Here is a 23815-nt window from a genome sequence, read left to right on the forward strand (position 1 = left end):
CGAAGCCGCCGTAAGCTGTCCCCATGGCCGGTCTTTTCTCGGGAACCTTCCAGCACGAGGCGCCGGAGCCCCTGGAGGGGCCCGTGGTCGCCACCGTCACCGGTGGCACGATCGTCTGGTTCGTCCTCTTCCTGGTCCAGCTCCCCTTCTACGGCTGGTTCGCCGACCACGGCCACACCTGGTGGCTGTGGACCTGCCTGGCCGGCGGCGGCCTGGGCCTGATCGGCATCTGGTACGTCCGCAAGCGCGACGCCGCGATCAAGCGGGCCGCGGCGGATCGGGACACGGCCGGGAAGGACTCGGCCGGGAAGAACGCGGCGGCCGGCCGGGACGCGGCCGGGAAGGGCACGACGACGGCTTGAGGCCCTGCCGTCCGTGACACCCCTGCCGTCCGTAATACCCCTTCATCCCGGCGCCGGCCCGGCGCCGTACGACCAGGCCGTACGACCAGGCGCCGTACGACCAGCCCCCGTGCGACCAGGCCCTACGACCGGGCCCCGTGCGGCCGAGCCCTGCGACCAGGCCGTACAACCTGGGCACTACCCGACGTCCTCCCCAGGTCGGAACTTCCCCTCACTCGGCGGGTGAAGCCGTACGCGCGCACGTACCGTCGAAGACATGACGCACCTCGACGCGGGCGCCGGGTCCGGCGCGGCCGGTCCCCCCGCGGCCGGCGCGCCGGCGGTCCGCGGACTGAGCGCGGCGGAAGTCGCCGAACGGGTCGCACGGGGGCAGGTCAACGACGTCCCGGTGCGCAGCAGCCGGTCGCCGGGCGAGATAGTCCGGGCCAACGTCTTCACCCGGTTCAACGCGATCATCGGCCTGCTGTGGCTGGTCATGCTGTTCGTCGCGCCGTTCCAGGACAGCCTCTTCGGCTACGTCATCCTCGCCAACACCGGCATCGGCATCGTCCAGGAATGGCGGGCGAAGAAGACGCTGGACTCCCTGGCCGTGATCGGGGAGGCCCGGCCCACGGTACGGCGGGACGGTGCCGCCGCCGAGATCGCCACCTCGCGGATCGTGCTGGACGACGTGATCGAGATCGGGCCCGGCGACAAGGCCGTCGTCGACGGGGTGTGCGTGGAGGCCGACGGGCTGGAGATCGACGAGTCGCTGCTCACCGGCGAGGCCGACCCGGTGCCGAAGAAACCCGGCGACCGGGTCATGTCCGGCAGTTTCGTGGTCGCCGGCGGCGGCGCCTTCCAGGCGACCAAGGTGGGCCGCGAGGCCTACGCCGTCCAGCTCGCCGAGGAGGCCTCCCGCTTCACCCTGGTCCACTCCGAGCTGCGCACCGGCATCTCCACGATCCTCAAGTACGTGACGTGGATGATGATCCCGACCGCGATCGGCCTGGTCGTCAGCCAGCTCGTCGTGAAGCAGCACGGCTTCAAGGACTCCGTCGCGCGGACGGTCGGCGGCATCGTGCCCATGGTCCCGGAGGGGCTGGTGCTGCTGACCTCGGTCGCCTTCGCGATCGGCGTGATCCGGCTGGGCCGCAGACAGTGCCTCGTGCAGGAGCTGCCCGCCATCGAGGGCCTGGCCCGCGTCGACACCGTCTGCCTCGACAAGACCGGCACCCTCACCGAGGGCGGCATGGACCTCACCGAGCTCCGGCCGTTGCAGGGCGCCGACGAGACGTACGTACGCAAGGTGCTCGGCGCGCTCGGCGAGTCCGACCCGCGCCCGAACGCGTCCCTCCAGGCGATCATCGACGCCTTCCCCGACGTGGAGGACTGGCGCTGCACCCAGGCCCTCCCCTTCTCCTCCGCCCGCAAGTACAGCGGCGCCGCCTTCAGCGAGGGCGACGGGCAGAGCAGCACCTGGCTCCTCGGCGCGCCGGACGTCCTGCTGGACGCCGACGACCCGGCCCTCGCCGAGACCGGACGGCTCAACGAGCAGGGCCTGCGGGTGCTGCTGCTCGCCCGCACCGACCGCGACCTCGACGATCCCGGGGCGGTGCGGGCCGCCCGCCCCACCGCCCTGGTCGTCCTGGAGCAGCGGCTGCGGCCGGACGCGGCCGACACCCTGCGCTACTTCGCCGAGGAGGACGTGCGCGCCAAGGTCATCTCCGGCGACAACGCGGTGTCGGTGGGCGCGGTGGCCGCGAAACTGGGCCTGACCGGCACCGTCGTGGACGCCCGCGGGCTGCCCGCCGAGCGGGAGGCGATGGCGCGGGCCCTGGACGAGGGCACGGTGTTCGGGCGGGTCACCCCGCGGCAGAAGCGGGACATGGTGGGCGCCCTGCAGTCCCGCGGGCACACGGTGGCGATGACCGGCGACGGCGTGAACGACGTGCTGGCGCTGAAGGACGCCGACATCGGCGTCGCCATGGGCTCCGGGTCGGAGGCCAGCCGGGCGGTGGCGCAGATCGTGCTGCTGGACAACAGCTTCACGACACTGCCGTCGGTGGTCGCCGAGGGCCGGCGGGTCATCGGCAACATCACCCGGGTCGCCACGCTGTTCCTGGTGAAGACGGTCTACTCGGTGCTGCTGGCCCTGCTGGTGGTGTGCTGGCAGGTCGAGTACCCGTTCCTGCCCCGGCACCTGACCCTGCTGTCCACCCTGACCATCGGCATCCCGGCGTTCTTCCTCGCCCTGGCCCCCAACCGGGAACGGGCCCGGCCCCGCTTCGTGCGCCGGGTCATGCGGTACGCGATCCCCGGCGGGGTGGTGGCCGCGGCCGCGACCTTCGCGACGTACCTGATCGCCCGGCACCACTACACGGGGCCGGGCTCGCTGGAGGCCGAGACCAGCGTCGCGACCCTCACCCTGTTCCTGATCTCCATGTGGGTGCTGGCGATCGTCGCCCGCCCCTGGACCTGGTGGCGGCTGACCCTGGTCCTCTCGATGGCCGCGGCGTTCCTGCTGGTGCTGGCGGTGCCGTCGCTGCAGCACTTCTTCGCGCTGAAACTGGTCGGCATGCAGTTGCCGTGGATCGCGGTCGGCATCTCGGTCGTGGCGGCGGCCGCCCTGGAGGCACTGTGGAACTGGGCGGGCCGCCGCTTCCCCGCCTGACGGTCCGGTGGGCCGGCCAGGCTGGGCGGGAAGGCGGTCCGGCCGGAAGGCGGTCCGGCCGGAGGGCCGAGGGCTACTTCACGTCGACGTAGTCGGCGGTCGCCGAGACGGCCGACGTCGTGGTGGTGCCCGCGAAGCTGAAGCGCCAGTAGCCGTCGTACTGGGCGGTGGCGGTGGCCTTCACGTTGCCGTACGAGTCCGAGTAGACCGTCTTGAGCGTGGTGTACGTGGTGGTGCCGGCCTTGCGGAACTGGAGCTTCACCGGCTGGTTGGCGAAGCCGTGGTACTTGTTGTCCTCCCAGTTGGCCCGGGACAGCTTGCCCGTGGAGGTCACCGTCCTGCCCTTGTAGACGGGCTCCGGGCCGGCGTTCACGGTCAGCGTCGCGGCACGCTGGACGAGGGTGGTGCCCAGGCCGCCCTGCTTGGACGAGTCCCCGGTGCTGTACTGGAGGGCGAGCGCGCCGGCCGACCAGGTGCCCGCGTCGGAGTTCAGCAGGATGCCGTCGGACGGGTAGATGTCGATCTTGCCCGAGCAGGTGGCGGTGGTGGCGGTGACGGCCGTGCAGGTGGCGGGGGCGTCGCCGCCGAGCATGACTTCGGGGGTGGCGAGCGAACCCCGGTAGATGAACGGGCCGTTGTCGAAGTCGGCCGACGAGAGGTCGTAGTTCGCGCCGTGGGTCATCGTGTAGGTGACCGTCGTGGAGACGTGGTTGGCGGCGCCGACCTTGACCTTCTTGGCGATCTTGAGGTTGGAGAAGGTGACACCCAGGTCCGCGGTGGTGCTGCCGGCGGCGGTGCCGAACGCCGTCTTGCCGGAGTGCGCGGCGAGGATCTTCGCGGCTTCCGTCCGGTAGCTGACGGAGTCGGCGGCGTGCGAGGCCGGAGCGGCGAAGGCGGTGAGGGCCAGGGCGCCGGAGACGGCGGCCACGGTGGCACGTATGCGCATTGCGTTCCCCAAGTGGGAGAAGTGATCTCGGAGTCTCTTGACTCGCCTGATCAGATACGCGGCACCCCGGACGGGTTGTAGCTCCCGCGCGGATTTGGGGACGGCATGACGAAGCCGTTGCCGGGCCCTTGATCTCTTGCGGAACGCGAAAAGGCGGCCGCCCCCGGGGTCCCCGTCCGGGTGCGGCCGCCTCTCGGGTCGTGCCGGCGCTTACTGCACGTCGATGTAGTCACCCGTGGCGCTGACCGCCGGGGTGGTGGTGGTGCCCGCGAAGCTGTAGCGGTAGTAACCGTCGGCCGTCGCCGTGGTCGTCGTCTTCAGGTAGCCCGTGGAGCTGGACTTGATGGTCTTCAGCGTGGTGTAGGTGCTGGAGGTCTTCTTGCGGTACTGCAGCTTCACGTACTGGTTGGCGTAACCCGAGTACTTGGTGGCGTCCCAGTTGGCGCGGGTCAGGCTGCCGGTGACCGTGATGGTCTTGCCCTTCTTCACCGGCTCCGGGGAGGCGTTGACCGTCAGCTTGGAGAAGCGCTGCAGCTTGAAGGCCGCGACCGGGTCGGTGACGGCGACGCCGACGTTGTCCAGGTTCGGGTTCTCCTGGTCCTCGCCGTTGAACGCGACCGCGAAGCCGGCCGCCTTCCAGGAGCCCGCGTCCTCGTTCAGCAGATCCGCCGGGTCGACCTCGACGGTGGCGGTGCAGGAGGCGGTGGTGGCGGAGGTGTCCGTGCAGGCCGCGTTGTCGCTGTCGAAGAACCAGATCGGGTCCTTGAAGGACGTGCCCCGGTACAGCTCGATGGCGGAGACGAAGTCGGCGGCGTGGATGTTGACGTCCACGGCGTGGGTCAGGGTGAAGGACACCGGCACCTTGACGACGCTGCTGATGCCGACGACGACGTTCTTGCCCTTGTTGACCTTGACGTTCGAGAAGGAGGCGTCGAGGACGTACGGGGTGCCGGCCGCGGCGGCGCTGAAGGCGCTCTTGCCGGAGGTGGAGTGCGCGGTCTTGGAGGCGGCGGCGACACCCGCCGGAACCTTGGGGGCGTCGGCGGCCAGGGCGGCCGGCGCGGCGAGGGCGGACAGGGCCAGGGCGCCGGAGACGGCGGCCGTGGTGGCGCGAATACGCATGTGTTTCCTCGGGTGGAAAGTGGGATGCCCGGTCCCGGCGTCTGCGGGGACCCGGCGGATGGGAAAGGGAGTACGGGCCGCTTCCTACTGCACGTCGATGTAGTCGCCCGTGGCGCTGACCGCCGCGGTGGTCGAGGTGCCGGCGAAGGAGTAGCGGTAGTAGCCGTCGGCCGAGGCGGTGACGGTGGTGCTCAGGCCGCCCGTGGAGCTGGACGTGACGGTCTTCAGCGTGGTGTAGGTGCTGGTGCCCTTCTTGCGGTACTGCAGCTTCACCGACTGCCCGGCGTAACCGGCGTACTTGAGGGTCTCCCAGTTGGCCCGGGACAGCTTGCCCGTGACCGTGATCGCCTTGCCCTTCTTCACCGGCTCCGGCGAGGCATTGACCGTCAACTGCGCGGCGCGCTGGAACTTGAAGGACCCGGCCTTCTGCGACCAGATGTAGTCGTAGTCGTTGGCGGTGACGAACGCGTCGACGTACCAGGTTCCGGCACTGGCGTTGCTGAGGTAGTCCACCTTCGGGTCGACCGTCACCGAGGCGGTGCAGGTCGAGGTGGTGGAGCTGACCGCCGTGCAGGTCGGCGTGCCGGTGGTGAGGAACCCGTAGTCGGGCCCCGCGAGCGAGAAGGACTCGGCGCTGTCTATGCCGGAGTCGTCCCGGGCCGTGACGCTGACCTTGATGGTCTTCACGGCGGACGTACCCACGGACACCTTGTTGTCGCCGTCGACGACGACCTTGGTGATCGTGGTGTCGCCGGTGCCGCCGTCGGCCTGCGCGGCCGGCACGGCGACGGCGGAAAGAGCGAGGGCGCCCAAGACGCCTGCTCCGATGGCTCGTGTGCGCATGCGATCCCCGTTGGTGAAGAAAAAAGGGCCCCGACGGTGGTACGTCCCCCACGGCGCGTCGTCCCGCCGGGGCCCAAGCGATCGTCGAGCCTGTTGGCTCGCATGATCAGACAGGGGACCGGCGGAAAAGGTTGTACGGCAAGAGTAGAAATTGCTCAGAAAGTTTGGAGACGGTCACGCCGTGGCTCCCCGCGGTCAGTCGAACCACCGGTCCCGGGCCAGCTCCTCCGTGCGTGACGGGTCCTCCAGCAGGGCCGCGACCTCGAAACGGCGCGGCCACTGTCCGGCGGCCCAGGCGAGGCCGGCGGCGACGCCTTCCAGCGTCGCGGCGTGCAGGACGCCGTCGCTGGTCAGCCGCCAGTCCAACTCGACCCCGTCGACCACGAGTCCGTCGTGCTCGACGTACGTCTCGGGCGTCCGCGCCCCGAGCAGCACCCGCACCGCCTCCGGCACGTCGTGCTCGGCGCCCTCGGAGTCGACCTCGCCGGTCACCGACTCGCTCAGCCGCCGCACCTGGAACAGCTCGGCCAGTTCGGCCGCCCGCGCCGGCCGTACCGGCAGCAGCGGGACGCCCTGCGTGAAGGGCAGCAGGTCGGGCGAGTCGCAGACCACGGCGTCGGCGGCGTCCACCACCTCCACCCGTCCGTCGACGACGGCCCGCAACTCGTCCGGCAGAGTCACCTGTTCCGGATCGAGCTCGGCCAGCTCGCCGTAGAGCGCGTGCAGTTGGGCGCCGGTGACCTCGCGGTCCGGGTCGGCGAGCCGGTCCAGCAGTTCGGCGGCGCCGCCCGGCTCGGCCAGCAGCGCGGCCACCGACGTCCGTACGCCGAGCGCCCGCAGCACCTGCTCGTCGTCGAAGCCGGTCGCGTCGGCCTCGTCGTACAGCCCGCGCAGCAGCGGGTCGCCGCCGGCCGCGAGCAGCCCGGCGGGCCGCCGCCCGTCGATCACCGGGTGCCCGCGCAGCCACCAGGCCGTGTACGGCCGTACGACCTCGTGCGTGCCGTCCGGCAGCAGGACGCGCACCGGCTGGACGATCGCGTCGCGCAGCGGCGGCCGGGACAGCAGGGCGAGCGCCTGCGGCCACCGGTCGTCGTCCACCAGTTCCAGGTCACGCACGGCGACCAGCTCCGTGGCGACCGGGGGCACGGGCGAGTCGGGGAAGCGGTCGAGGACGTCCTCGCACCACACGTCGACGGCGTCCAGCAGCCCGGCGTCGTCGGGCTCGGCGTAGTCCCCTTCACGGGGCTCCAGTTCGTCCGGGTCGAGGACCACGTCCGTGGCGCGGACCAGCGCGAAGTCGGCGAGCACCCCGCAGGCGGCGAGTGGCTGCTCGCCCCACTTCTCGGCCAGTTCGGCGTCCACGGAGGCCACTTCGCCCTCGCGGACCACCTGGGCGAAGGGGCTGCCGGGGAGCACGAGTTCACCGGCGGGGGCGAGTTCGCCGTCCTCGTCGGGCAGCGCGAGGGCGCCGAGCCAGGGCTCGTCGCCGGGGAGCAGGCCCGCGTCCCGCACCAGCGCCAGGACGAGGTCGGCCAGTTCCTCCGCGTCGGGCGCGTCCCGCTCCCAGTCCAGCGCGCCCTCGTCGTCGAGGGAGGCGGCCACGGCGGCCCGCACCTGGGGCGTGGTGAGCACCGCGCGCGGCGTCGCGGGCAGCGCGCCGAGCTTCTCCAGCAGGGGGTGCGCGGCGTCCGGGTGGGCGATCTTCAGGCCGAGCCGGGCCAGCATCTCCGGGTCGATGCCGGCGCCGTCCGGGACGGGCAGCAGCACCTGCCGGGGCCCGATCGTCGTACGCCCTCCCCCAGTCCCAGACGTCTGGGAGGTGCCCCCAGCCAGCGGCACGGGGAGACCGGAGAGCCGGTCCGGGTCGACGCCGGCCAGGCTGTCGTACAGCCGCCACCACCAGCCGGGCTCCTTCTCCAGTCCCGCCAGCCGGTCGACGGCGTCGGTCAGGGGCACCCTCGCCACGCCCAGCGTGCGCAGTTCCACGCGCCGCTCAAGACCGGCGGGCAGCAGCGTCGGCAGCACCTCGGCGAGCACCCGCACGGTGTCGCCGCCGGCGCCCTCGACGACCTCGGCGTCCCGCGGGCGCAGGGCCTCCGGCAGCTCGGGTTCGTGGTCCTCGGCGGGCGGCGCGGCGGGCGGCAGGAAGGCGGTGCGCGGGAGCCGTTCGAGGATCGCCGCGCGCAGCGCCCCGTCCAGCTCGCCCTTGCCCAGCGGGCCGGGCACCAGCCCGATGACGCCCTCGCCGACCGGGCGCCACTCGGCGAGGAGCCCGGCGTAGGCGTCCGCCGCGCGCTGCACCAGGAAGTCGGTCAGCGGGCCGGGGGCCGCGTGCCGGCGGGTGCTGTCCAGCGGGAAGGAGGCGATGAGCAGGGCGGGGACGCCGAGCGGCTCGTCGCTGGGGGTGGGCGCGTGCACCACGGGCGCGGTGCGCGGGCGGGCCGGCGCGCCGTCGGAGTCGGCCGGGACGGCCCAGGTGACCGACCAGTGGGGGCGCAGGCGCTCCTCGACGGGGCGGTCGGCGAGCAGGTCGGGGGTGAGCGGGCCGTGCGCGACGGCGGTGCGCCAGCGGGTCGTGCCGTGCACGGAGTCCTCGACGACGGTGAACGGGCCGTCGTCGGTCCGGCTCAGGGTGCGCACGGTGTCGTCCGTCTCGACGACGACCTCCGCCAGGCCGGGCAGGGCGAGCAGCAGGGCGTCGTCCACGGCCTCCAGCAGGCGCTCGGCGAGGGCGGCGGCGGCCGCGTCGCGCAGCGGCAGGACGACGACGGTGTCGTACGGGCCGGGTGCGCTGCCCTCGGCGGCGAACGGGAGCCGCAGCAGCGGCACGTGGCCGTCCCGGCGCCGGATCTCGTCCCCGAGCCCGGGGCTGTGGCGCGCGACGTCCTGGGCCAGGTCGCGGGCCTCGGCGAGGGACCAGCGCACCCCGCCGTGGCGGCCGAGGACCGCGGGTTCGTCCGTCACGGCGAGGACGGCCGCGAAGCCGACGCCGAACCGGCCGACCGACGGGGTGTCCCGCTTGGCGGAGGCGCGCAGCGTGGCCAGCGACTCGACGCCGGCCGCGTCGAGCGGGGCGCCGGTGTTGGCGGCGGCGAGGACGCCGTCGCGGAGGGTGAGGCGCAGCCGGCCGGGCACGCCGGCCCGGGCGGCGGCGTCGGCGGCGTTCTGGGCGAGCTCGACCACGAGCCGGTCCCGGTAGCCGCCGAGGACCAGTTCCTCCTCGGCGTTGGCGTCCTCGCGGAACCGGGCGGGGCTGGTGGCCCAGGCGTCGAGTACACCGCGGCGCAGACGGGCCGTACCGAACGGATCGGCCCCCTCGGCCGCCGGCCGCACGAACTTGCTCACGTTCACTCTCCATCGTCGGCGTGACCCCGAAGGTACCGCCCACGGAGCACGAACGCGCCGCCCGCCCGAAGCGCGGGCGGACGGGGCCGGATCAGCCCCTGGACTCACCGGAACCGGCAGTCGCCGCCCGGGGCTCGCTCCCTGCCGGAGTCACTGGCCAGGGGTACCGAGCAACCGGGACGCCGTCACTGGCTGCAAAGAGCCCTTGCCTGTCCGTAACCAGAGCACCGAAGATGTAGGGCGACTGTGCACTCGCCTGGGGGATGAAGCGCATGACAACCACCACACAGCCACGCCGGGACCTCAGTGCGCGTGTGGCGGAGGCATTGTCGTCCCAGGTGCTGAACGCACTGGTGGGCCTCGCCGGTATCGCCATTCCCGTCGCGGCCTGGGTCGCCGAGAAGAGCATGCTCAAGGACCTCCTGCTGGCGGCGGAGACCGTACTGCTGCTGCTCATGGTCGCCAACCACATGTGGTTGCGCCGCATCTACATCCAGCTCCGCCGGGCCAACGACCGGCACATGGCGGACGCCCGGTACTTCGCGCTGGTCCGTGAACAGCTGGAACGAGAACTCATCGCCGGGTTCGGTGAGATCGCCGACGGACATCTCCAGGTGTACGCGTCCGAGGTGCCCCGGTTGTCCGTACTGCTCTTCCAGGCCCTCATCGACTCCCGGACCGAACCCAAGCGGGTCCTGGCGGCCGACCTCACCACCAGCCCCGATCTGCTGACGCAGCGGCGGGAGTATCTGACCGTCAACCGGCGACTGATCGAGGCGGGAGGGACCGTCCAACGCCTGTTCATCTGCTGGCAGGACGACCTCACCAGGGAGGACTTCGCCCGCTCCTTCCTCCAGCTCGTCGATCACCACCGCTCATTGGGCGTGCAGTGTGCGCTTGCCGTGCGGGACCGGTTGCGGGCCGACCAGGCCGTGGACTTCGTCGTGGTGTCGAAGGCGGCGGTCCTCCTGGAGGAGGAGCAGGGAGACGCCGACTACCGGCGGGGCCGCAGCTCCGTGTACTTCAAGCACGTCGAGCGCTGGGCGGGCCGTTTCGAGTCCGTCTGGGGGCATGGACCGGACTCGGCACCGTTCGCCCTCCAGTCCTACGAGTCGACCGTCCGACCCATGCTGGACGCCGGGACGTGGGACGCCGCTGCCGTCCGTGGAACGGCGGCCCGTCTCTGAGATCCGCTCGGCTCGCCGCACACCTCCCCTGTCCGTCACGTTCCGTGACATCGAACGGCCTTCGCTAGCATGGAACCACGGCCGGTCCGGACCTCGCGGGACGGCGCGAAGTCACAGCGCGACGGAAAGTACGTGATGTCCACTCTCTCGCTCACCAAGGCCCACGGTTCCCGGAACGACATCTTCGTGGTGGACGGTGCCCCGCTCGACCACTTCTCGGCGGACGAGCTGACCCGGGCCGTAGGGCTGCTGTGCGACCGCAAGCGAGGGCTGGGCGGTGACGGCGTGTACTTCGTCGCCGATCACGGCGACGGCACGGCGAGGGCCTGGTTCTACAACCCGGACGGGTCCGAGGCGCTGCTGTGCGGCAACGGGATGCGGTGCGCGGGCCGGATACTGCTGGACCGGCACCAGGCGGATTCCGTCGTCGTGGAGCAGGGGCCGTACTCCTTCACCGTGCGCGACCGGGGCCGTACGTCCCACGGCGTGCGGCAGGTGTCGGTGGAGCTGCCCGCCGTCGATTTCGCTCCGGGCGAGCCGATCGTGGCGGAGGCGGGACCGCACGGCGAGTACGTGGACCGGCTGCTTCCGGCCTTCCACCCGTCGCGCCACGTGACGGCGGTCGCGGTGCCGAACTCGCACCTGATCACGGTGATCGACGTGTACGACGAGGCCGAGCTGATCGAGACCGGGCGGCGCGTCGCCGGTTCACCGGAGGTGTTCCCGATCGGTGCCAATCTCTCCTTCGTGCTGCCGCTGTCGGACGACGAGGTGTTCATCCACACCTACGAGCGGGGGGCCGGGCTGACCCCGTCGTGCGGCTCGGGCATCGCGGCCTCCCGTGCCACCCTGTCCCGGCTCGGGCTGGTCGATCCCGAGCGGCCGGTGACCGTGCGCAACCCCGGAGGTGTCGCCCGGAGCTTCCTCCAGACGACCGGGGGCGTGTGGCAGCCGGTGCTGGAGGGCAACGCCACCGTCGTGTACGAGGCGGAACTCGACCCCGCGGTGCTGCTGGGTGACGGCCCGGTGGAGTACGCGGGCGCCGCACACATGGCGGAAATCAGCGCGTTCGCGGAGCTGAGCCGGGAAAACCTGAAGGTGCTGCACGAGGCGGGCATCCACCCGACCGAGGTCTGACCGCCGGCCGGGCACTGTCCCGACGGCCGTCCCCGCCCCGTGCCGCTCCCGGTGGGGGACGAGGGGAAGGGGACGACGTTGGGGGCGCTGTCGGCCGCTCTGATGGCTGTCACGGTGGGGATCGCGCTGCGGCAGGCGGACCGGTGGTGGTTCAGCCCGGCGCGGGGACGGCACACACCGGACTCGCTCCGTTCGGTGATGCGGCTCCAGCGTGAGCGGCTGAACGACGTCACGCCCGTACTTCTGCTGCTCGGGCACTGGCTGGAGCTCGCCGGATGGTGCGGGGTGGCCGCGCGCGGTGGCCCCTGGGGCTGCGCGGCCGCCGCGCTCGCGGGTGCGGTGAAATTCCGTCACCTGCAAGAGGTCAGCCACTTCGCGGTGCACGGCGTGCTGATACGGAGCGGCCGGCTGAACATGCTGCTCGCCGAGACGGCCGTCCACATCCCTCTGGGCTTCGTCCCCGTGTCCGTACGGCGGCGCCGGCACGTACGCGAGCACCATCCGAACGCGACGGTCGCCGGAGCCGATCCCAACCTGGCCGAACTCCACGCGGCCGGCCTGCGGCCCGGGGCCACGACGGCGCGGTGCCTGCTCGGCATGGTCCACCCGCTCACCCCGTCCGGCGCCTACGGCACCCTGCGCGGCCTGGCCGCCCTCCGGCGGGAGCCCGGCGCCGGACGTCTGCGAGCGGCCGGGCCGGTGGCGGTGACGGCGGCCGCGGTCCTCGCCTTCGGCTGGGAGACGGCCGTGTTCGCCCTGGTGCTGCCCCGGCTGCTGCTGTACCCGCAGCTCGCGTGGATGTCCCTGCTCGTCGAGCACCGCTGGTTCGACCCGGAGCCGGTGACCGGACCACCCGTCGCCGTGGAGGCGGGCCGCTGCCTGCGGCTGTACCCGCGCAACGCGCTCCTCGCCCTGCTCGCCCGCGGCACCTGGCTGCCGTACGGCGACCTGTACCACTTCGCGCACTCCGCGCACCCGGCGGTGCGCTGGAACTACCTCCCCGCGCTGGAGAGCTCCCTGCACGGCCCCGCCTACCGGCCGCGCTCCCTGCTGCTGGGCGAGTCCGCGGTGCTCCGCCGCCACCGCCGGGCGCTGGCATCGGCCGCCGACGCCACCGCCGTCCCGACGGCCCTCGTACCGCTCGACAGCGCCCCCGAACACAGGTGAGGCGGGCTCCCCCGCCCCCGCGCTCCAGTGGTCCGAACTCGATCAGCTGGTCCGCCTGCTGGTCGAGTAGCAGGCGGACCAGGCGGTGCTCTCAGCCCTCGGATGCGTACGGGACGAAACGTGCCCACGTGTCCGGGGCGAAGGCGAGGCGGGGACCCGCGACGTTCTTGGAGTCGCGGACGTGGACGGTGCCGGGAACAGTGGCGATCTCGACACAGGACTCGCCGTTGGTACCACCGCTGTAGCTGCTCTTGAACCACGCCAGTTCGGAGGTTCCCCCGGCGGAGGCCTTGCGCATCATGTCTCTCCCAGCAGTTTCTCGATGAAGGCGAACGACTCCCTCGGCGGGAGGGCTTGTGCCCGGATGGTGCCATATTGCAGCTCCAAGATACGGAGCTGCCTGGGGTCGGAGACTGGGCGACTGTTGAACAGGCCGTCGGCACGCCCCACAGCCATGCCATCCGGAAACTTCAGCAGCTCGATCCTGCCGTCCAAGCCCGGGTGGGCTTCGGTATTCGTCGGCATGACCTGAAGCGTGACGTGGTTCAACCGCCCCACCTCCAGCAGATGTTCGAGTTGCTGTCGCCACGCCATTGTGCCCGCAATCTGCCGTCGCAGGGGCGCCTCTTCCACCACGAAGTGGATGGAAGGAGCGGGATCACGTTCGAAGACCGATCGCCTGGCCAATCGCGCGGCCACCATGCGTTCCACGTCATCGGGCGAGTACGGCGGCTGTGCTGCCGTGATCAGAGCCCGCACATGCTCCGGTGTCTGCAACAGACCCGGGATGATGTTGCACTCGTACAGGCCGATCTCAACCGCTGTCGCTTCCAACTTGCCCAGCGCCCGCACCTTCTTCGGGTACCGGACCTTCTTCACGTCCTCCCACGTCGCCGCGATCAGCCCGCCCGCCTCCAGCACCTCGTCCGCCTTGTCCAGGAACTCCTGCCGGGGGATCCGCTTGCCGCCCTCGATCTTGTAGACCATGTCCTCGCCGTAGCCGACCGCCCTCCCGAACTCGGCGGCCCGCATCCCCACCGCCTCGCGCCGCAGCTTCACCTGCCGCCCCACCGTGGTGATGACCGCGACGCCCCACTCGTCGTCCGGGTCGACCTCCCAGCCCGGCTCGTCCGCCTCGTCCTTGAGCCGCCCCGCCTCCGCCTCGACTGCCGTCATGCCGCACCTCTCCCTCGGAACCGTCCGTGACGCGCACCCGGCGCCCTACCCGTACCAACCGTCGGCACAGCCCCGACAGCACCGGACAAGCTCCGGACAGTGACCGTACGTACTCACTGAGTCACTGTCCACGATAAGCAGACACCGCCACGCTGAGTGACGTGAATCAGCAAACCGCCGAACTCGCCAACCCCGTGCGCCACTTCCACGTGCGGCTCTCCCCGACGCCCCGCGGCGCCCGCCTCGCCCGGCTGCTCGGGGTGGAACAACTCCGTTCCTGGGGCCTGCCGCTGGACCCCGCCCGCCAGATCATCGCGGAGCTGGCCGTCAACGCGGCGACCCACGGCCGCGTACCGGGACGGGACTTCCGGCTCACGCTCCACGTCGTGGCCGGCACCCTCCGCATCGAGGTGACCGACACCCGGGGCGACGAACCGCCCCGGCGCCGACCCGCCTCCGCCGACCCCGGAGCCGAATCCGGCCGGGGCCTGGTGCTCGTCGAGGCACTCGCCGACCGCTGGGGCGTGTCCGACGGGCGCTTCCCGCGCAAGACCGTCTGGGCCGAGGTACGCCTCTCGGCGCCGGAACCCACCTTCTGAATCTGAGGAGACCCCATGGTCGGTTCGTCCCACGAGGCGATGCACCGCATCTTCCAGGACCACCCGCGGCTGTTCTCCCGGGTGTCCGACGTGCTGGGCATCGACTTCACCCCGCCCACATCGGTCACCATCCTGCCCACCGACGTCACCGAGGCGGCCCACCCGTTGGAACGCCGGGCCGACATTCTGCTCAGGCTGGAGACGGAGCACGACGAGCCGCTGCTCCTGGCGGTCGAGGCCCAGGGCTCGAAGGACCCGGACAAGCCTGCGAGCTGGGCGCACTACGCGTCCTACCTGCTCATGAAGTACCGGTTGCAGCCGATGCTGCTGGTCCTCTGCCAGGATCCCGCCATCGTGGCATGGGCGGCGCGCCCGGTGGTCTTCGGGCATCCCCAGTCGCCCCTGCTCACCCTGCATCCGCTGGTCACGGGACCACGCAGCATGCCGGTGCTCACCGACCCGGCCGAGGTCCGCGAGGACCTCGCACTCGCCGCACTGTCCGCCATCACCCACGCCGCGAATCCGGCCATCGAGACCATGCTCAAAGCGATGACCGCGGCTCTGCGGGACGAGCCCGCGGCGCTCGCCAACCCGATCGTCGGACTCGTTGCACAAGGGCTTGGCGAAAACCCCGCCGCAGATATCTGGAGGAAGCTGGTGGCCGTGGACCTCTCCTTCTGCAAATTGCCCCTACCCCGAGAAATCCGGGAGGAAGGCCGCGTCGAGGGGCAGGCTCAGCGGGCCGCCTGGGACGTCCTGGAGGTGCTGGAGGTGCGGGGCATCCATGTCCCCGGAGCCGTTCGTGAGCGGGTCATCGGGTGTGACGACCTTGAGACCCTGCGCCGCTGGCACCGGCGTGCCGTGATCACCACCACCGCCGAGGACATCTTCACGGAGCGGTGAGCCGGGCCCGTGCCCGGGTGGGCGCGGGCCGGCGGCTCGGCGGCGGGCCGTCGGGGGCTAGGAGTGGCCCAGTTCCGCCGCGGCCTCGTCCGTGACGGCCGGGACCGAGCCGGAGTCGGGGGCCGGGCGGAGGGGGAAGGCGTCGACCTTGGTCTCGTCGATCACCGGCGGGGCCGGCTGGGGCGCCTTCGGCATGACCGCGGCCTCGGAGTGGCCGCCGCAGCCATAGGCCAGGGAGACCACGCGGCCGTCGGCCGGGGAGAACTCGTTGGCGCAGACGCCGAAGGCCTGCCCGAGGGAGCCGCCGATGCGGACCAGGAAGCCGCAGCTGACGCAGGACGCCGGTGCCGCCTGGGCCATCGGGGTCTTGGAGCCGTACGCCTCCTCCCAGCGGTCCGCGGCAGTGTGCAGGCCGTACCGGGACAGGACGCGGGCGCGGCGCATGCCCAGTTCCTCGGCGACGGCCGCGATGGAGCCGCGGGACGGGACGACCGGGAGGTTGGCCGGGGTGCCCGCCGTGACTTCCGCGTCCTCCGCCTCGGCCAGCTCCGCCATGTCCTCGGAGACGGCGGCGTTCGGCGCCGGTTCGTCCTCGCCGGTGAAGCCGGGCTCCAGGCGCAGGTCCTCGGCGTCGGTGGGCAGCAGGTCGCCGGGCCCCATGTCGCCGGGGCGCAGCCGCTCGCTCCACGGCACCCACTCCGGCGCGAGCACGGCGTCCGGGCCGGGCAGCAGCACCACCTCGTCGACGGTGACGACCTTGGCGCGGGAGGCGCGGGCCACGGTCACCGCCCAGCGCCAGCCGCGGTAGCCGAGTTCCTTGCAGGCGAAGAAGTGCGTGACGACGCGGTCGCCCTCGGACACGAGTCCCTCGTGTCCGCCGACGATCCCCGGCGCGGCGGCCTCCTCGGCTGTGGCGCGGGCGAGGTCGACGGCCTCGGCGCACAGGCGGTCGGGGGTGCGGCTTCGCGTGGTCGCTGCGCTCACAGGTATCGCTTCTCTCCTACGCCGTCTCACAGGTGCGGCTGCCTGGCGGCGGCGGGGCGGACGGAGCGGACCCGGGGACCGCGTCGACGTCCACGCCCGATCGCGCTCGGGCGCACCTCTGCCATCCATTCTGCGGCATGGCTGAGATAGGCACGCTACCTTCTCGCGTGCGCGCGGCCTACACCGACGGGTCGGAAAAGGTCCCTCTCCACGAGTCCGGTCGGCTCCATACGCGCGGTAACCGCACTACGCACACCGTTATCGGGGCACTATTGCGTCGTGGCAGCCGCAAGGACGCCCCAGGGGACCGCCGGTGTGGGTGGGGTCAGGGGGAAGGGCCGGAGTGGCGGTTCGGGCCGGTTCGGCGGGTCCGTCCGCGCGGTCGGCCGTGCCCTGCACTTCCCGTTCACCGGGACCGTGCGCGGGATCAGGAAGGCCACCCACGCGCACGGCGCGGGCGAGTCCGGCCTGGGCAAGCTGATCGAACTGCACGGTGTGAACGGCGCCGGCGACGTGATGATCACGATCGCCCTCGCCTCCACCGTCTTCTTCTCCGTGCCGACCGACGAGGCGCGCGGGCGGGTCGCCCTCTACCTCGCGATCACCATGGCGCCCTTCACCGTCCTCGCGCCGGTGATCGGGCCGCTGCTCGACCGTCTGCCGCACGGCCGCCGCGCCGCGATGGCGGGCGCGATGCTGGCCCGGGCGCTGCTCGCGCTGATCATCGCCGGTGCCGTCTCCACCGGCAGCATCCAGCTGTATCCGGCGGCGCTGGGGGTGCTGGTCGCCTCGAAGGCGTACGGCGTGGTCAGGAGCGCCGTCGTGCCGCGTCTGCTGCCGCCGAAGTTCTCCCTGGTGAAGGCGAACTCGCGGGTCACCCTCGGCGGGCTGCTGGCCACCGGGGTGGCCGCCCCGATCGGCGCCGGGCTGCACGCGATCGGTCCGCGCTGGCCGCTCTACGGCGCCTTCGTGATCTTCGTCGTGGGCACGTTCCTGTCCTTCTCGCTGCCGCCGAAGGTGGACTCCGCCAAGGGCGAGGACGTGGCGCTGCTCGCCGCGGACGAGGCGCACCTGCACGGGCCGCACCTCAAGCCGGTGAAGCGCCCGGGCCTCAGGACGGTCGGTCTCGCGGTCACCCACGCGCTCGGCGCGAACGCCGCCCTGCGCTGGCTGTCGGGCTTCCTGACGTTCTTCCTCGCCTTCCTGCTGCGCGAGCACCCGCTGACCGGATCCAACGCGGCCGTGTCGCTGGGCATCGTGGCCGTCGCGGCGGGCGCGGGCAACGCGCTCGGCACGGCGGTCGGGGCGTGGCTGCGCGCCCGGGCGCCGGAGATCATCATCGTGACGGTGCTGGCGTTCGTGCTGGGCGCGGCGATCACGGCGGCGGTGTTCTTCGGCGGGTTCCTGGTGGCGTGCCTGACCGCGGTCGCCGGGTTCTCGCAGGCGCTGGCGAAGCTGTCGCTGGACGCGCTGATCCAGCGGGACGTGCCCGAGCTGGTGCGCACCTCGGCGTTCGCCCGCTCGGAGACGCTGATGCAGGTGTCGTGGGTGCTGGGCGGCGCGATAGGCATCGTGATGCCGCTGAACGGCACGGCGGGCCTGTGCGTGGCCGCGGCGGTCCTCGCGCTGGGGTGGCTCACCACCTTCCGCGGGCTGATCGGGTCGGCCCGGCACGGCGGCTCCGCACGGCCCCGCGTGGCGTAACGCGCGGGCACGTCGTACCCCGCCTGGTCGCGGCGTCGGGGCCGCCCGATAGCCTTCGGCCATGACCTCGATGCAATCCGCTGTGCGACGCCGCCGCGCCGTCGCCGCCGCCGGCGCCGTTTGTGCCGGACTGCTCGTCCTGTCGGCCTGTGACAAGCCGACGCCGCTGTCGACGATCACGGTCGGCTCCTCCTCGGTCAGCGAGGAGGCCACCTGCGGTGGCGAGGGCGAGGGCCTGAGTGTCGCGGACCTGACGAAGTGCCTGAAGGACAAGGACATCAAGTCCATCAAGGTCGACCCCGACGAGACCGTCCGCTTCGGCGTCGACCCCGACATCGCCGACAAGCGGTGGACGATCCTGATGAACGGCCAGCCGCTCACCGAGGACAGCACCAAGACCTACCGCACCATCCCGGGCAGCGTCTTCTTCAACGCCCAGTACGGCGCCCAGGGCAACTCGACCCTGGTCTCCATCAAGGCGGGCGACGGCAAGAAGGGCAGCAACAAGGTCACCGGGCTGTGGTCGTTCAGGCTGAAGAAGGACGCCTGATCGCTGCCGCTGCCGCTGCCGTCGGGCTCCGCGTGCTGGTGGCCACCGCCGTCCCCGCCGAGCGGGACGCGGTGGCACGGGCGTTCGCGGGGCCCTTCCGGGAGCTGCGGCTCCCGGGCGCGGTCCTGCACCGGCTGTCACCGACGGGCGGTGGGCCGACGGCCGACCGGTCGGCGGCCGATCAGACGGCAGCCGGTGAGTCGTCGGCCGATCCGACGGCGGTCGATCCGACGCCGGCCGATCCGACGGCAGCCGGTGAGTCGCCGGCCGATCTGATGGCGGTCGATCTGACGGCGATCGGCGTGGGGCCGGCCCTCGCGGGGGCCCGTACCGCCGCCGCCCTGACCGCCGCGGCCCTCGACGGCGCCCCGTACACCCTGGTCGTCTCCGCCGGGATCGCCGGGGGCTTCCAGCCCGCCGCGCCCGTCGGCTCACTCGTCGTCGCCGACCGGATCACCGCGGCCGACCTGGGCGCCGAGACCGCGCAGGGGTTCGTGCCGGTCACCGAACTGGGCTTCGGAACCGTCACCCACCGTCCACCCGATTCACTCGTACGAGACCTCGCGCGCGTGACCGGGGCCCGCACCGGAGAGGTGCTCACCGTCTCCACGGTGACCGGCACCGCCGAGCGCGCCGAGCGGCTGCGCGCCCGCCACCCGGACGCCCTCGCCGAGGCGATGGAAGGCTTCGGGGTCGCCGAGGCGGCCGCGGCGCACGGCGTGCCCGTCGTGGAGATCCGCGCGGTGTCCAACCCGGTGGGCCCGCGCGACCGCGCCGCCTGGCGCATCGCCGACGCCCTCGCCGCCCTGACCGACGGCTTCGGGAAGCTCGTGCCCGCCCTGGAGAGTTGGAACAAGCATGACCAGTGAGCAGCCCCTGCGGATCGCGTACTCGCCCTGCCCCAACGACACCTTCGTCTTCGACGCCCTGGCCCACGGCCGCGTCCCGGGCGCGCCCGCGCTGGACGTGACGTTCGCGGACATCGACGTCACCAACGGCATGGCCGAGCGCGGCGAGTTCGACGTGCTGAAGGTGTCGTACGCCGTCCTGCCGTACGTCCTCGACGAGTACGCGCTGCTGCCGTGCGGGGGCGCGCTGGGCCGGGGCTGCGGGCCGCTGGTGCTCACGCGGGACCACGGCGTCGACCTGACGGGCCGTACGGTCGCCGTGCCCAGCGAGAAGTCGACGGCTTACCTGCTGTTCCGGCTGTGGGCCGCGGACACCGTCCCGGGGAAGGTCGGTGAGATCGTGGTGATGCCGTTCCACGAGATCATGCCGGCCGTGCGGGACGGGAAGGTCGACGCCGGGCTCGTGATCCACGAGGCGCGCTTCACGTACCACCAGTACGGCCTGCACAAGCTCGCGGACATGGGCGAGCACTGGGAGCGGACCACCGGCCTGCCCATCCCGCTGGGCGCGATCGTCGCCAAGCGGTCCCTGGGCGCGGAGGCGCTGGCGCTGCTCGCCGACTCCGTCCGCGCGTCCGTCCGCGCGGCCTGGGCCGACCCGGCGGCCTCCCGCCCGTACGTCATGGAACACGCCCAGGAGATGGACCCGGCCGTCGCCGACCAGCACATCGGCCTGTACGTCAACGACTTCACGGCCGATCTGGGCGACGACGGCTACGCGGCCGTCCGCGGGCTGCTCACCCGCGCGGCGGCCGAGGGGCTGGTGCCGCCCCTCGGCGCGGACGCGCTGGCGTTCCCGTGACGCCGGTGTTCGGGTAGACGCCGGTGTTCGGGTAGCGGACCGCCCGCCCGCGGCGGGCGGGTCGGACGCGACGGACGGGTCGGACGCGACGGACGGGTCAGACGTCGAGCTGGTCGGCGACCGCGCGGAGCAGGCCGGCGATCTTCTTCCCGGACGCCTTCTCGGGGTAGCGGCCCTTCTCGAGCATCGGGGTGATGTTCTCGAGGAGGGTCGTCAGGTCCTGGACGATGGAGGCCAGTTCGTCCGGCTTCTTGCGCGTGGCGGCCGCGACCGAGGGGGTGGGGTCGAGGACGGTCACCGAAAGCGCCTGGTCGCCGCGCTGCCCGGCGACGACGCCGAACTCCACGCGCTGGCCCGGCTTGAGCGTCTCGACTCCGGCGGGGAGGACCGAGGAATGGACGAAGACGTCACCGCCGTCGTCGCGGGAGAGAAAGCCGAAGCCCTTCTCACTGTTGAACCACTTGACCTTGCCGGTAGGCACGTCTGTCCTCGTCCTCGTACTCGTCGGGAAAACCGCTTCGGGAAACGGCTCTTGATAGCATTGGAGCGGGTCGTCCGTGACCCGCCGCTACCAAGGCTAATGGTCTTCAGGCCGGTGACAAGACGTCTCCGGGTTGTTCCTTCGCGCTGGAACTACCCTGGTGGGGTGCGTGACAAAACCCAACCGAATTCCGCCGGGCCCGGTGACCGACTGATCCGTGCCGGTGCCATCGTCTTCTTCGTCGGTGCCGTGGCCACACTCGTCACAGTTGCTCCGCTCTTCCTCCACGCGAAGCCTTTTCCGCCGTTCATGTTCGGCCTGAGCATGCTCATGGGCGTCGGCTTCCTCGTCGCCGCCGCCGGCGTGCTCCGCTCGATCGCGGTGGCGCGCCGTCAGGCGCGGGCGGGACGGTAGCCCGCCAGCCACCCGGGGAACTCCGTGAGGTCCCCGAGCACGACGTCGGCACCGGCCGTCGTCAGCTCCTCGGGGCTGCACGGCCCGGTCGCCACGGCGACGGACACGGCGGCGGCCGTGCGCGCGCCCCGCACGTCGCCCGTGTGGTCGCCGACGTAGACGGCGGCGCCGTGCTCGCGCAGCGCCAGCGCCTTCTGCTCTGCCCACAGGTCGCCGATCACCGCGTCGGGCTCCATGCCGAGGTGCTCCAGGTGCAGCTTGGCGTTGGGCTCGTACTTGGCGGTGACGACGATCGCCCGCCCGCCGGCGGCCCGCACCGCGTCGATCGCCTCCCGCGCGCCGGGCAGCGCGGGCGTGGCGGCCACCGCGATCGTCGGGTACATCGACCGGTACAGCTCGCCCACGGCCGCTATCTCGTCCTCCGGGAACCAGTGGACGAGTTCGTCGGCGAGCGGCGGCCCGAGCCGCGTGACCGCGAGGTCGGCGTCGATGTACGTACCCGTCCGCTCCGACAGCGCCTGGTAGCAGGCACGGATGCCGGGGCGCGAGTCGATCAGGGTCATGTCCAGGTCGAAGCCGACGGTGAGCGCGGGAGAGGTCGCGAAGGCCATGCCGCCCATTGTGCCCACCGCCGCCCACGCCAACAGCCGCCCGCCCCTGGCCGCAAGCCACGCCCTGCCCCGCGGGCCCGCGGATCACGTCCTGCTCTCCAGGCGCACCCTGCGCCACGAGCGCGCCCCGTCGCGGGCGCCGGCCTGCCGGGCCGCGTCGCGGACCACAGCCTCCCGCCCCGCATCCGCATCCACGGCCCGCCTTGCGGGCCACGCCCCGCGCCGCGGATCCCGCACCGCGCCACGACCCACACCGGCGTCGGCGGTCCCGCCCCACTCCGCGGATCCCGCACCCCGCCACGACCCACACCGGCGTCGGCGGTCCCGCCCTGCGCCACGAACCACGGCCTGCGGCCACGAGCCACGGTCTGCGGCCACGAACCACGGCCTGTGTTGCCGCTGGCCGAACCCTGGCCGCGGGCCACTGCCGCGCCACGAACGACGTCCCGGGCTGCGGGCCTGGCGCAGGGCCCGCGCAGCGCAGGGCGGGGGCAGCGCAGGGCAGGGGCAGCGCAGGGCAGGGGCAGCGCAGAGCGGGGGCGGCGCAGGGCAGGGGCGGCGCAGGGCCCGCGCAGCGCAGGGCGGGGGCGGCGCAGGGCGGGGGCCGTGGCGGAAGGCGCCGGGCCTCGCGCAGTCCATGGGTCCCGGCGTGGCGCGGGCCGGGCTGCGTCCCGTGCCGCGCGCCACGAGTCGCGGCCCGGCGCGGGCGCGCCTTTCGTGCCGGCCGCGGACTACGACTCGCGTTGTGAGCGCCAGGTCAGGTACAGGGCCGACAGGACTGCCGCGGCTCGTACCACCCATGGCCAGGTCTGGCCGATCGCCTCGTCGAGGTGGCCCTCGGCGATGGGGTCGCCCCAGCGGCCGTTCGCCCTGCCCCACAGCCACCCGGCGCCGGCCGCCAGCGCCAGCCCCGGCATGCCCATGACGGCGAGCTTGGACTCGTTCTGCGTCAGGCGGCGGGAGGCGTAGGCGATGGCCCAGCCGAGCAGCAGGGCGACCCAGTTGCCGAGGACCGCGCCGACGACGAGCAGACCGGCGGCGATCAGCAGCAGCGGGTTGCGCCGGCCGGAGAGCGGCAGAGCGAGGCGGCGGCGGGCGGCGGGGGCGGCGGGGGCGTCGGCGGAGGTCTTCTCGGCGGGGCCGGCCTCGGGATCGGTGGTCGCGGACCCGGGCGTGTCGGCTGCCGGGTCCGGCTCGCCCTCCGGTTCCCTCGGGCGTGGGGGCCGCAGCAGTTCCGGGATCTCGATGCCTCCCGTGAAGCCTGGCACCTCGCTCTCCACGAACGGCCTGCCCTCCACCCGCCACCAGTCGGGGGGCGCCGCACCGGCGCCGGGTTCCCGCGCGCTCGCCGGGGGCGGCGCGTCGGGGGCGGCGGGCGGCTCGGGCCGCGGGCGCGGCACGACGCGGCGCAGGCCCTTGCGCCGGCCGCCGTCGCCCGTGTCGCCGGCGGGCCCGCCGTCCCGCTGCGCGGGCACGTGCGTCGGCGTGGGGGCCGGTTCCGGCCCGGTGCCGGTGCCGCCCGCGGCGGCGACGACCTCGTCGGGGCTGCCGATCCGGTCGATGATGCGGCGGACGGCGGCCGGGGAGTCGGCGGTGGCCTTGGCCCGGCGCCGGTCGATCTCGTTGCGCAGTTCGGACACCAGCCGCATGCGCGTGGCGGACGGCAACTGCTGCTGGTGCGCCACGTCGCCGACGCGGCTCAGATACTCGTAGACGACCTGGTCGCTCTCGATCCCCAACGAAGTCCCCTCCGGGGCGGGCGTGTTGGATACCACGTGGGCACGAAGGTAGCGCAGATCGGCACAGACCGGCCCGGCGGCGGGCGCCGCGCGGTGCCGCGCCGCGGCCGGAGCGGGGACGTCCGGGCCGGTCGGCGTGGGCCCGGGGGCCCGGGTCGGCGGGCCGGTCACCCGCTACCGTG

The 23815-nt window shown here is 72.7% G+C and carries 22 protein-coding genes; 12 read left to right on the forward strand and 10 right to left on the reverse strand.

Annotated elements, in window-relative coordinates:
- Positions 1–23 precede the first annotated feature (23 nt).
- Positions 24–362, forward strand: a complete 339-nt coding sequence (locus tag VKA29_RS02420; RefSeq protein ID WP_324783435.1) for a DUF2530 domain-containing protein — start codon at positions 24–26, stop codon at positions 360–362.
- Positions 363–618: 256 nt separating this feature from the next.
- Positions 619–3015, forward strand: coding sequence for an HAD-IC family P-type ATPase (locus tag VKA29_RS02425; RefSeq protein WP_324783436.1), 2397 nt, complete (start codon positions 619–621; stop codon positions 3013–3015).
- 73 nt (positions 3016–3088) lie between these two features.
- Here VKA29_RS02425 and VKA29_RS02430 read toward each other — a convergent pair whose 3' ends face one another.
- From VKA29_RS02430 to VKA29_RS02445, 4 genes are all read right to left on the reverse strand, one after another.
- Positions 3089–3961, reverse strand: a complete 873-nt coding sequence (locus VKA29_RS02430; protein ID WP_324783437.1) for a hypothetical protein — start codon at positions 3959–3961, stop codon at positions 3089–3091.
- Between the two features lie 210 nt (positions 3962–4171).
- On the reverse strand, positions 4172–5083 hold the full coding sequence (locus VKA29_RS02435; protein WP_324783438.1) for a DUF5707 domain-containing protein: 912 nt from the start codon (positions 5081–5083) through the stop codon (positions 4172–4174).
- 84 nt (positions 5084–5167) lie between these two features.
- A complete protein-coding gene (locus VKA29_RS02440) occupies positions 5168–5926 on the reverse strand; it encodes a calcium-binding protein (protein WP_324783439.1) in 759 nt (252 codons plus the stop codon).
- A gap of 195 nt (positions 5927–6121) precedes the next feature.
- The gene (locus VKA29_RS02445; protein WP_324783440.1) at positions 6122–9271 is read right to left on the reverse strand and encodes a sacsin N-terminal ATP-binding-like domain-containing protein; all 3150 of its coding nucleotides are present in this window, start codon (positions 9269–9271) and stop codon (positions 6122–6124) included.
- Positions 9272–9543: 272 nt separating this feature from the next.
- On the opposite strand from VKA29_RS02445, the gene VKA29_RS02450 reads away from it, so the two are divergent.
- The 3 genes from VKA29_RS02450 (at position 9544) to VKA29_RS02460 (ending at position 12762) form a co-directional block, all read left to right on the forward strand.
- Positions 9544–10458: a hypothetical protein gene (locus tag VKA29_RS02450; RefSeq protein ID WP_324783441.1), complete on the forward strand. Its 915-nt coding sequence runs from the start codon at positions 9544–9546 to the stop codon at positions 10456–10458.
- A 135-nt stretch (positions 10459–10593) separates the two neighbouring features.
- A complete protein-coding gene (gene dapF, locus VKA29_RS02455; RefSeq protein WP_324783442.1) occupies positions 10594–11595 on the forward strand; it encodes a diaminopimelate epimerase in 1002 nt (333 codons plus the stop codon).
- Between the two features lie 102 nt (positions 11596–11697).
- On the forward strand, positions 11698–12762 hold the full coding sequence (locus VKA29_RS02460; protein ID WP_324783443.1) for a fatty acid desaturase: 1065 nt from the start codon (positions 11698–11700) through the stop codon (positions 12760–12762).
- A 91-nt stretch (positions 12763–12853) separates the two neighbouring features.
- Here VKA29_RS02460 and VKA29_RS02465 read toward each other — a convergent pair whose 3' ends face one another.
- Both VKA29_RS02465 and VKA29_RS02470 read right to left on the reverse strand, forming a co-directional pair.
- Positions 12854–13063: a DUF397 domain-containing protein gene (locus VKA29_RS02465; RefSeq protein WP_324783444.1), complete on the reverse strand. Its 210-nt coding sequence runs from the start codon at positions 13061–13063 to the stop codon at positions 12854–12856.
- A complete protein-coding gene (locus VKA29_RS02470; protein WP_324783445.1) occupies positions 13060–13938 on the reverse strand; it encodes a helix-turn-helix transcriptional regulator in 879 nt (292 codons plus the stop codon). The genes VKA29_RS02465 and VKA29_RS02470 overlap by 4 nt, the downstream gene beginning before the upstream one ends.
- A 161-nt stretch (positions 13939–14099) precedes the next feature.
- Between VKA29_RS02470 and VKA29_RS02475 the strand changes: the two genes are divergently transcribed.
- Positions 14100–14537 carry an ATP-binding protein gene (locus VKA29_RS02475; protein ID WP_324783446.1) on the forward strand — a complete coding sequence of 146 codons (438 nt, stop codon included), beginning with the start codon at positions 14100–14102 and terminating at the stop codon, positions 14535–14537.
- A gap of 15 nt (positions 14538–14552) precedes the next feature.
- Positions 14553–15440: a hypothetical protein gene (locus tag VKA29_RS02480; protein ID WP_324783447.1), complete on the forward strand. Its 888-nt coding sequence runs from the start codon at positions 14553–14555 to the stop codon at positions 15438–15440.
- A 57-nt stretch (positions 15441–15497) separates the two neighbouring features.
- On the opposite strand, the gene VKA29_RS02485 is transcribed toward VKA29_RS02480, so the two are convergent.
- The gene (locus tag VKA29_RS02485; RefSeq protein ID WP_324783448.1) at positions 15498–16424 is read right to left on the reverse strand and encodes a DUF3027 domain-containing protein; all 927 of its coding nucleotides are present in this window, start codon (positions 16422–16424) and stop codon (positions 15498–15500) included.
- A gap of 279 nt (positions 16425–16703) precedes the next feature.
- Here VKA29_RS02485 and VKA29_RS02490 point away from each other — a divergent pair, with 279 nt between their 5' ends.
- The 4 genes from VKA29_RS02490 (at position 16704) to VKA29_RS02505 (ending at position 20388) form a co-directional block, all read left to right on the forward strand.
- Positions 16704–18128, forward strand: a complete 1425-nt coding sequence (locus tag VKA29_RS02490) for an MFS transporter (protein WP_324783449.1) — start codon at positions 16704–16706, stop codon at positions 18126–18128.
- A gap of 61 nt (positions 18129–18189) precedes the next feature.
- Positions 18190–18678 carry a DUF2771 domain-containing protein gene (locus VKA29_RS02495; RefSeq protein WP_324783450.1) on the forward strand — a complete coding sequence of 163 codons (489 nt, stop codon included), beginning with the start codon at positions 18190–18192 and terminating at the stop codon, positions 18676–18678.
- A 38-nt stretch (positions 18679–18716) separates the two neighbouring features.
- Positions 18717–19547 carry a futalosine hydrolase gene (locus VKA29_RS02500; RefSeq protein ID WP_420718425.1) on the forward strand — a complete coding sequence of 277 codons (831 nt, stop codon included), beginning with the start codon at positions 18717–18719 and terminating at the stop codon, positions 19545–19547.
- On the forward strand, positions 19537–20388 hold the full coding sequence (locus VKA29_RS02505) for a 1,4-dihydroxy-6-naphthoate synthase (RefSeq protein WP_324783452.1): 852 nt from the start codon (positions 19537–19539) through the stop codon (positions 20386–20388). The genes VKA29_RS02500 and VKA29_RS02505 overlap by 11 nt, the downstream gene beginning before the upstream one ends.
- Positions 20389–20485: 97 nt before the next feature.
- Here VKA29_RS02505 and VKA29_RS02510 read toward each other — a convergent pair whose 3' ends face one another.
- On the reverse strand, positions 20486–20869 hold the full coding sequence (locus tag VKA29_RS02510) for a cold-shock protein (protein WP_324783453.1): 384 nt from the start codon (positions 20867–20869) through the stop codon (positions 20486–20488).
- 165 nt (positions 20870–21034) lie between these two features.
- Between VKA29_RS02510 and VKA29_RS02515 the strand changes: the two genes are divergently transcribed.
- Positions 21035–21283, forward strand: coding sequence for a hypothetical protein (locus tag VKA29_RS02515; RefSeq protein ID WP_324783454.1), 249 nt, complete (start codon positions 21035–21037; stop codon positions 21281–21283).
- Here VKA29_RS02515 and VKA29_RS02520 read toward each other — a convergent pair.
- Positions 21262–21894, reverse strand: a complete 633-nt coding sequence (locus VKA29_RS02520) for an HAD family hydrolase (protein ID WP_324783455.1) — start codon at positions 21892–21894, stop codon at positions 21262–21264. The genes VKA29_RS02515 and VKA29_RS02520 overlap by 22 nt on opposite strands.
- Before the next feature lie 731 nt (positions 21895–22625).
- Positions 22626–23633 carry a hypothetical protein gene (locus tag VKA29_RS02525; protein ID WP_324783456.1) on the reverse strand — a complete coding sequence of 336 codons (1008 nt, stop codon included), beginning with the start codon at positions 23631–23633 and terminating at the stop codon, positions 22626–22628.
- Between the last annotated feature and the right edge of the window lie 182 nt (positions 23634–23815).

The organism is Streptomyces sp. H51, from assembly GCF_035656535.1.
Classification (GTDB): domain Bacteria; phylum Actinomycetota; class Actinomycetes; order Streptomycetales; family Streptomycetaceae; genus Streptomyces.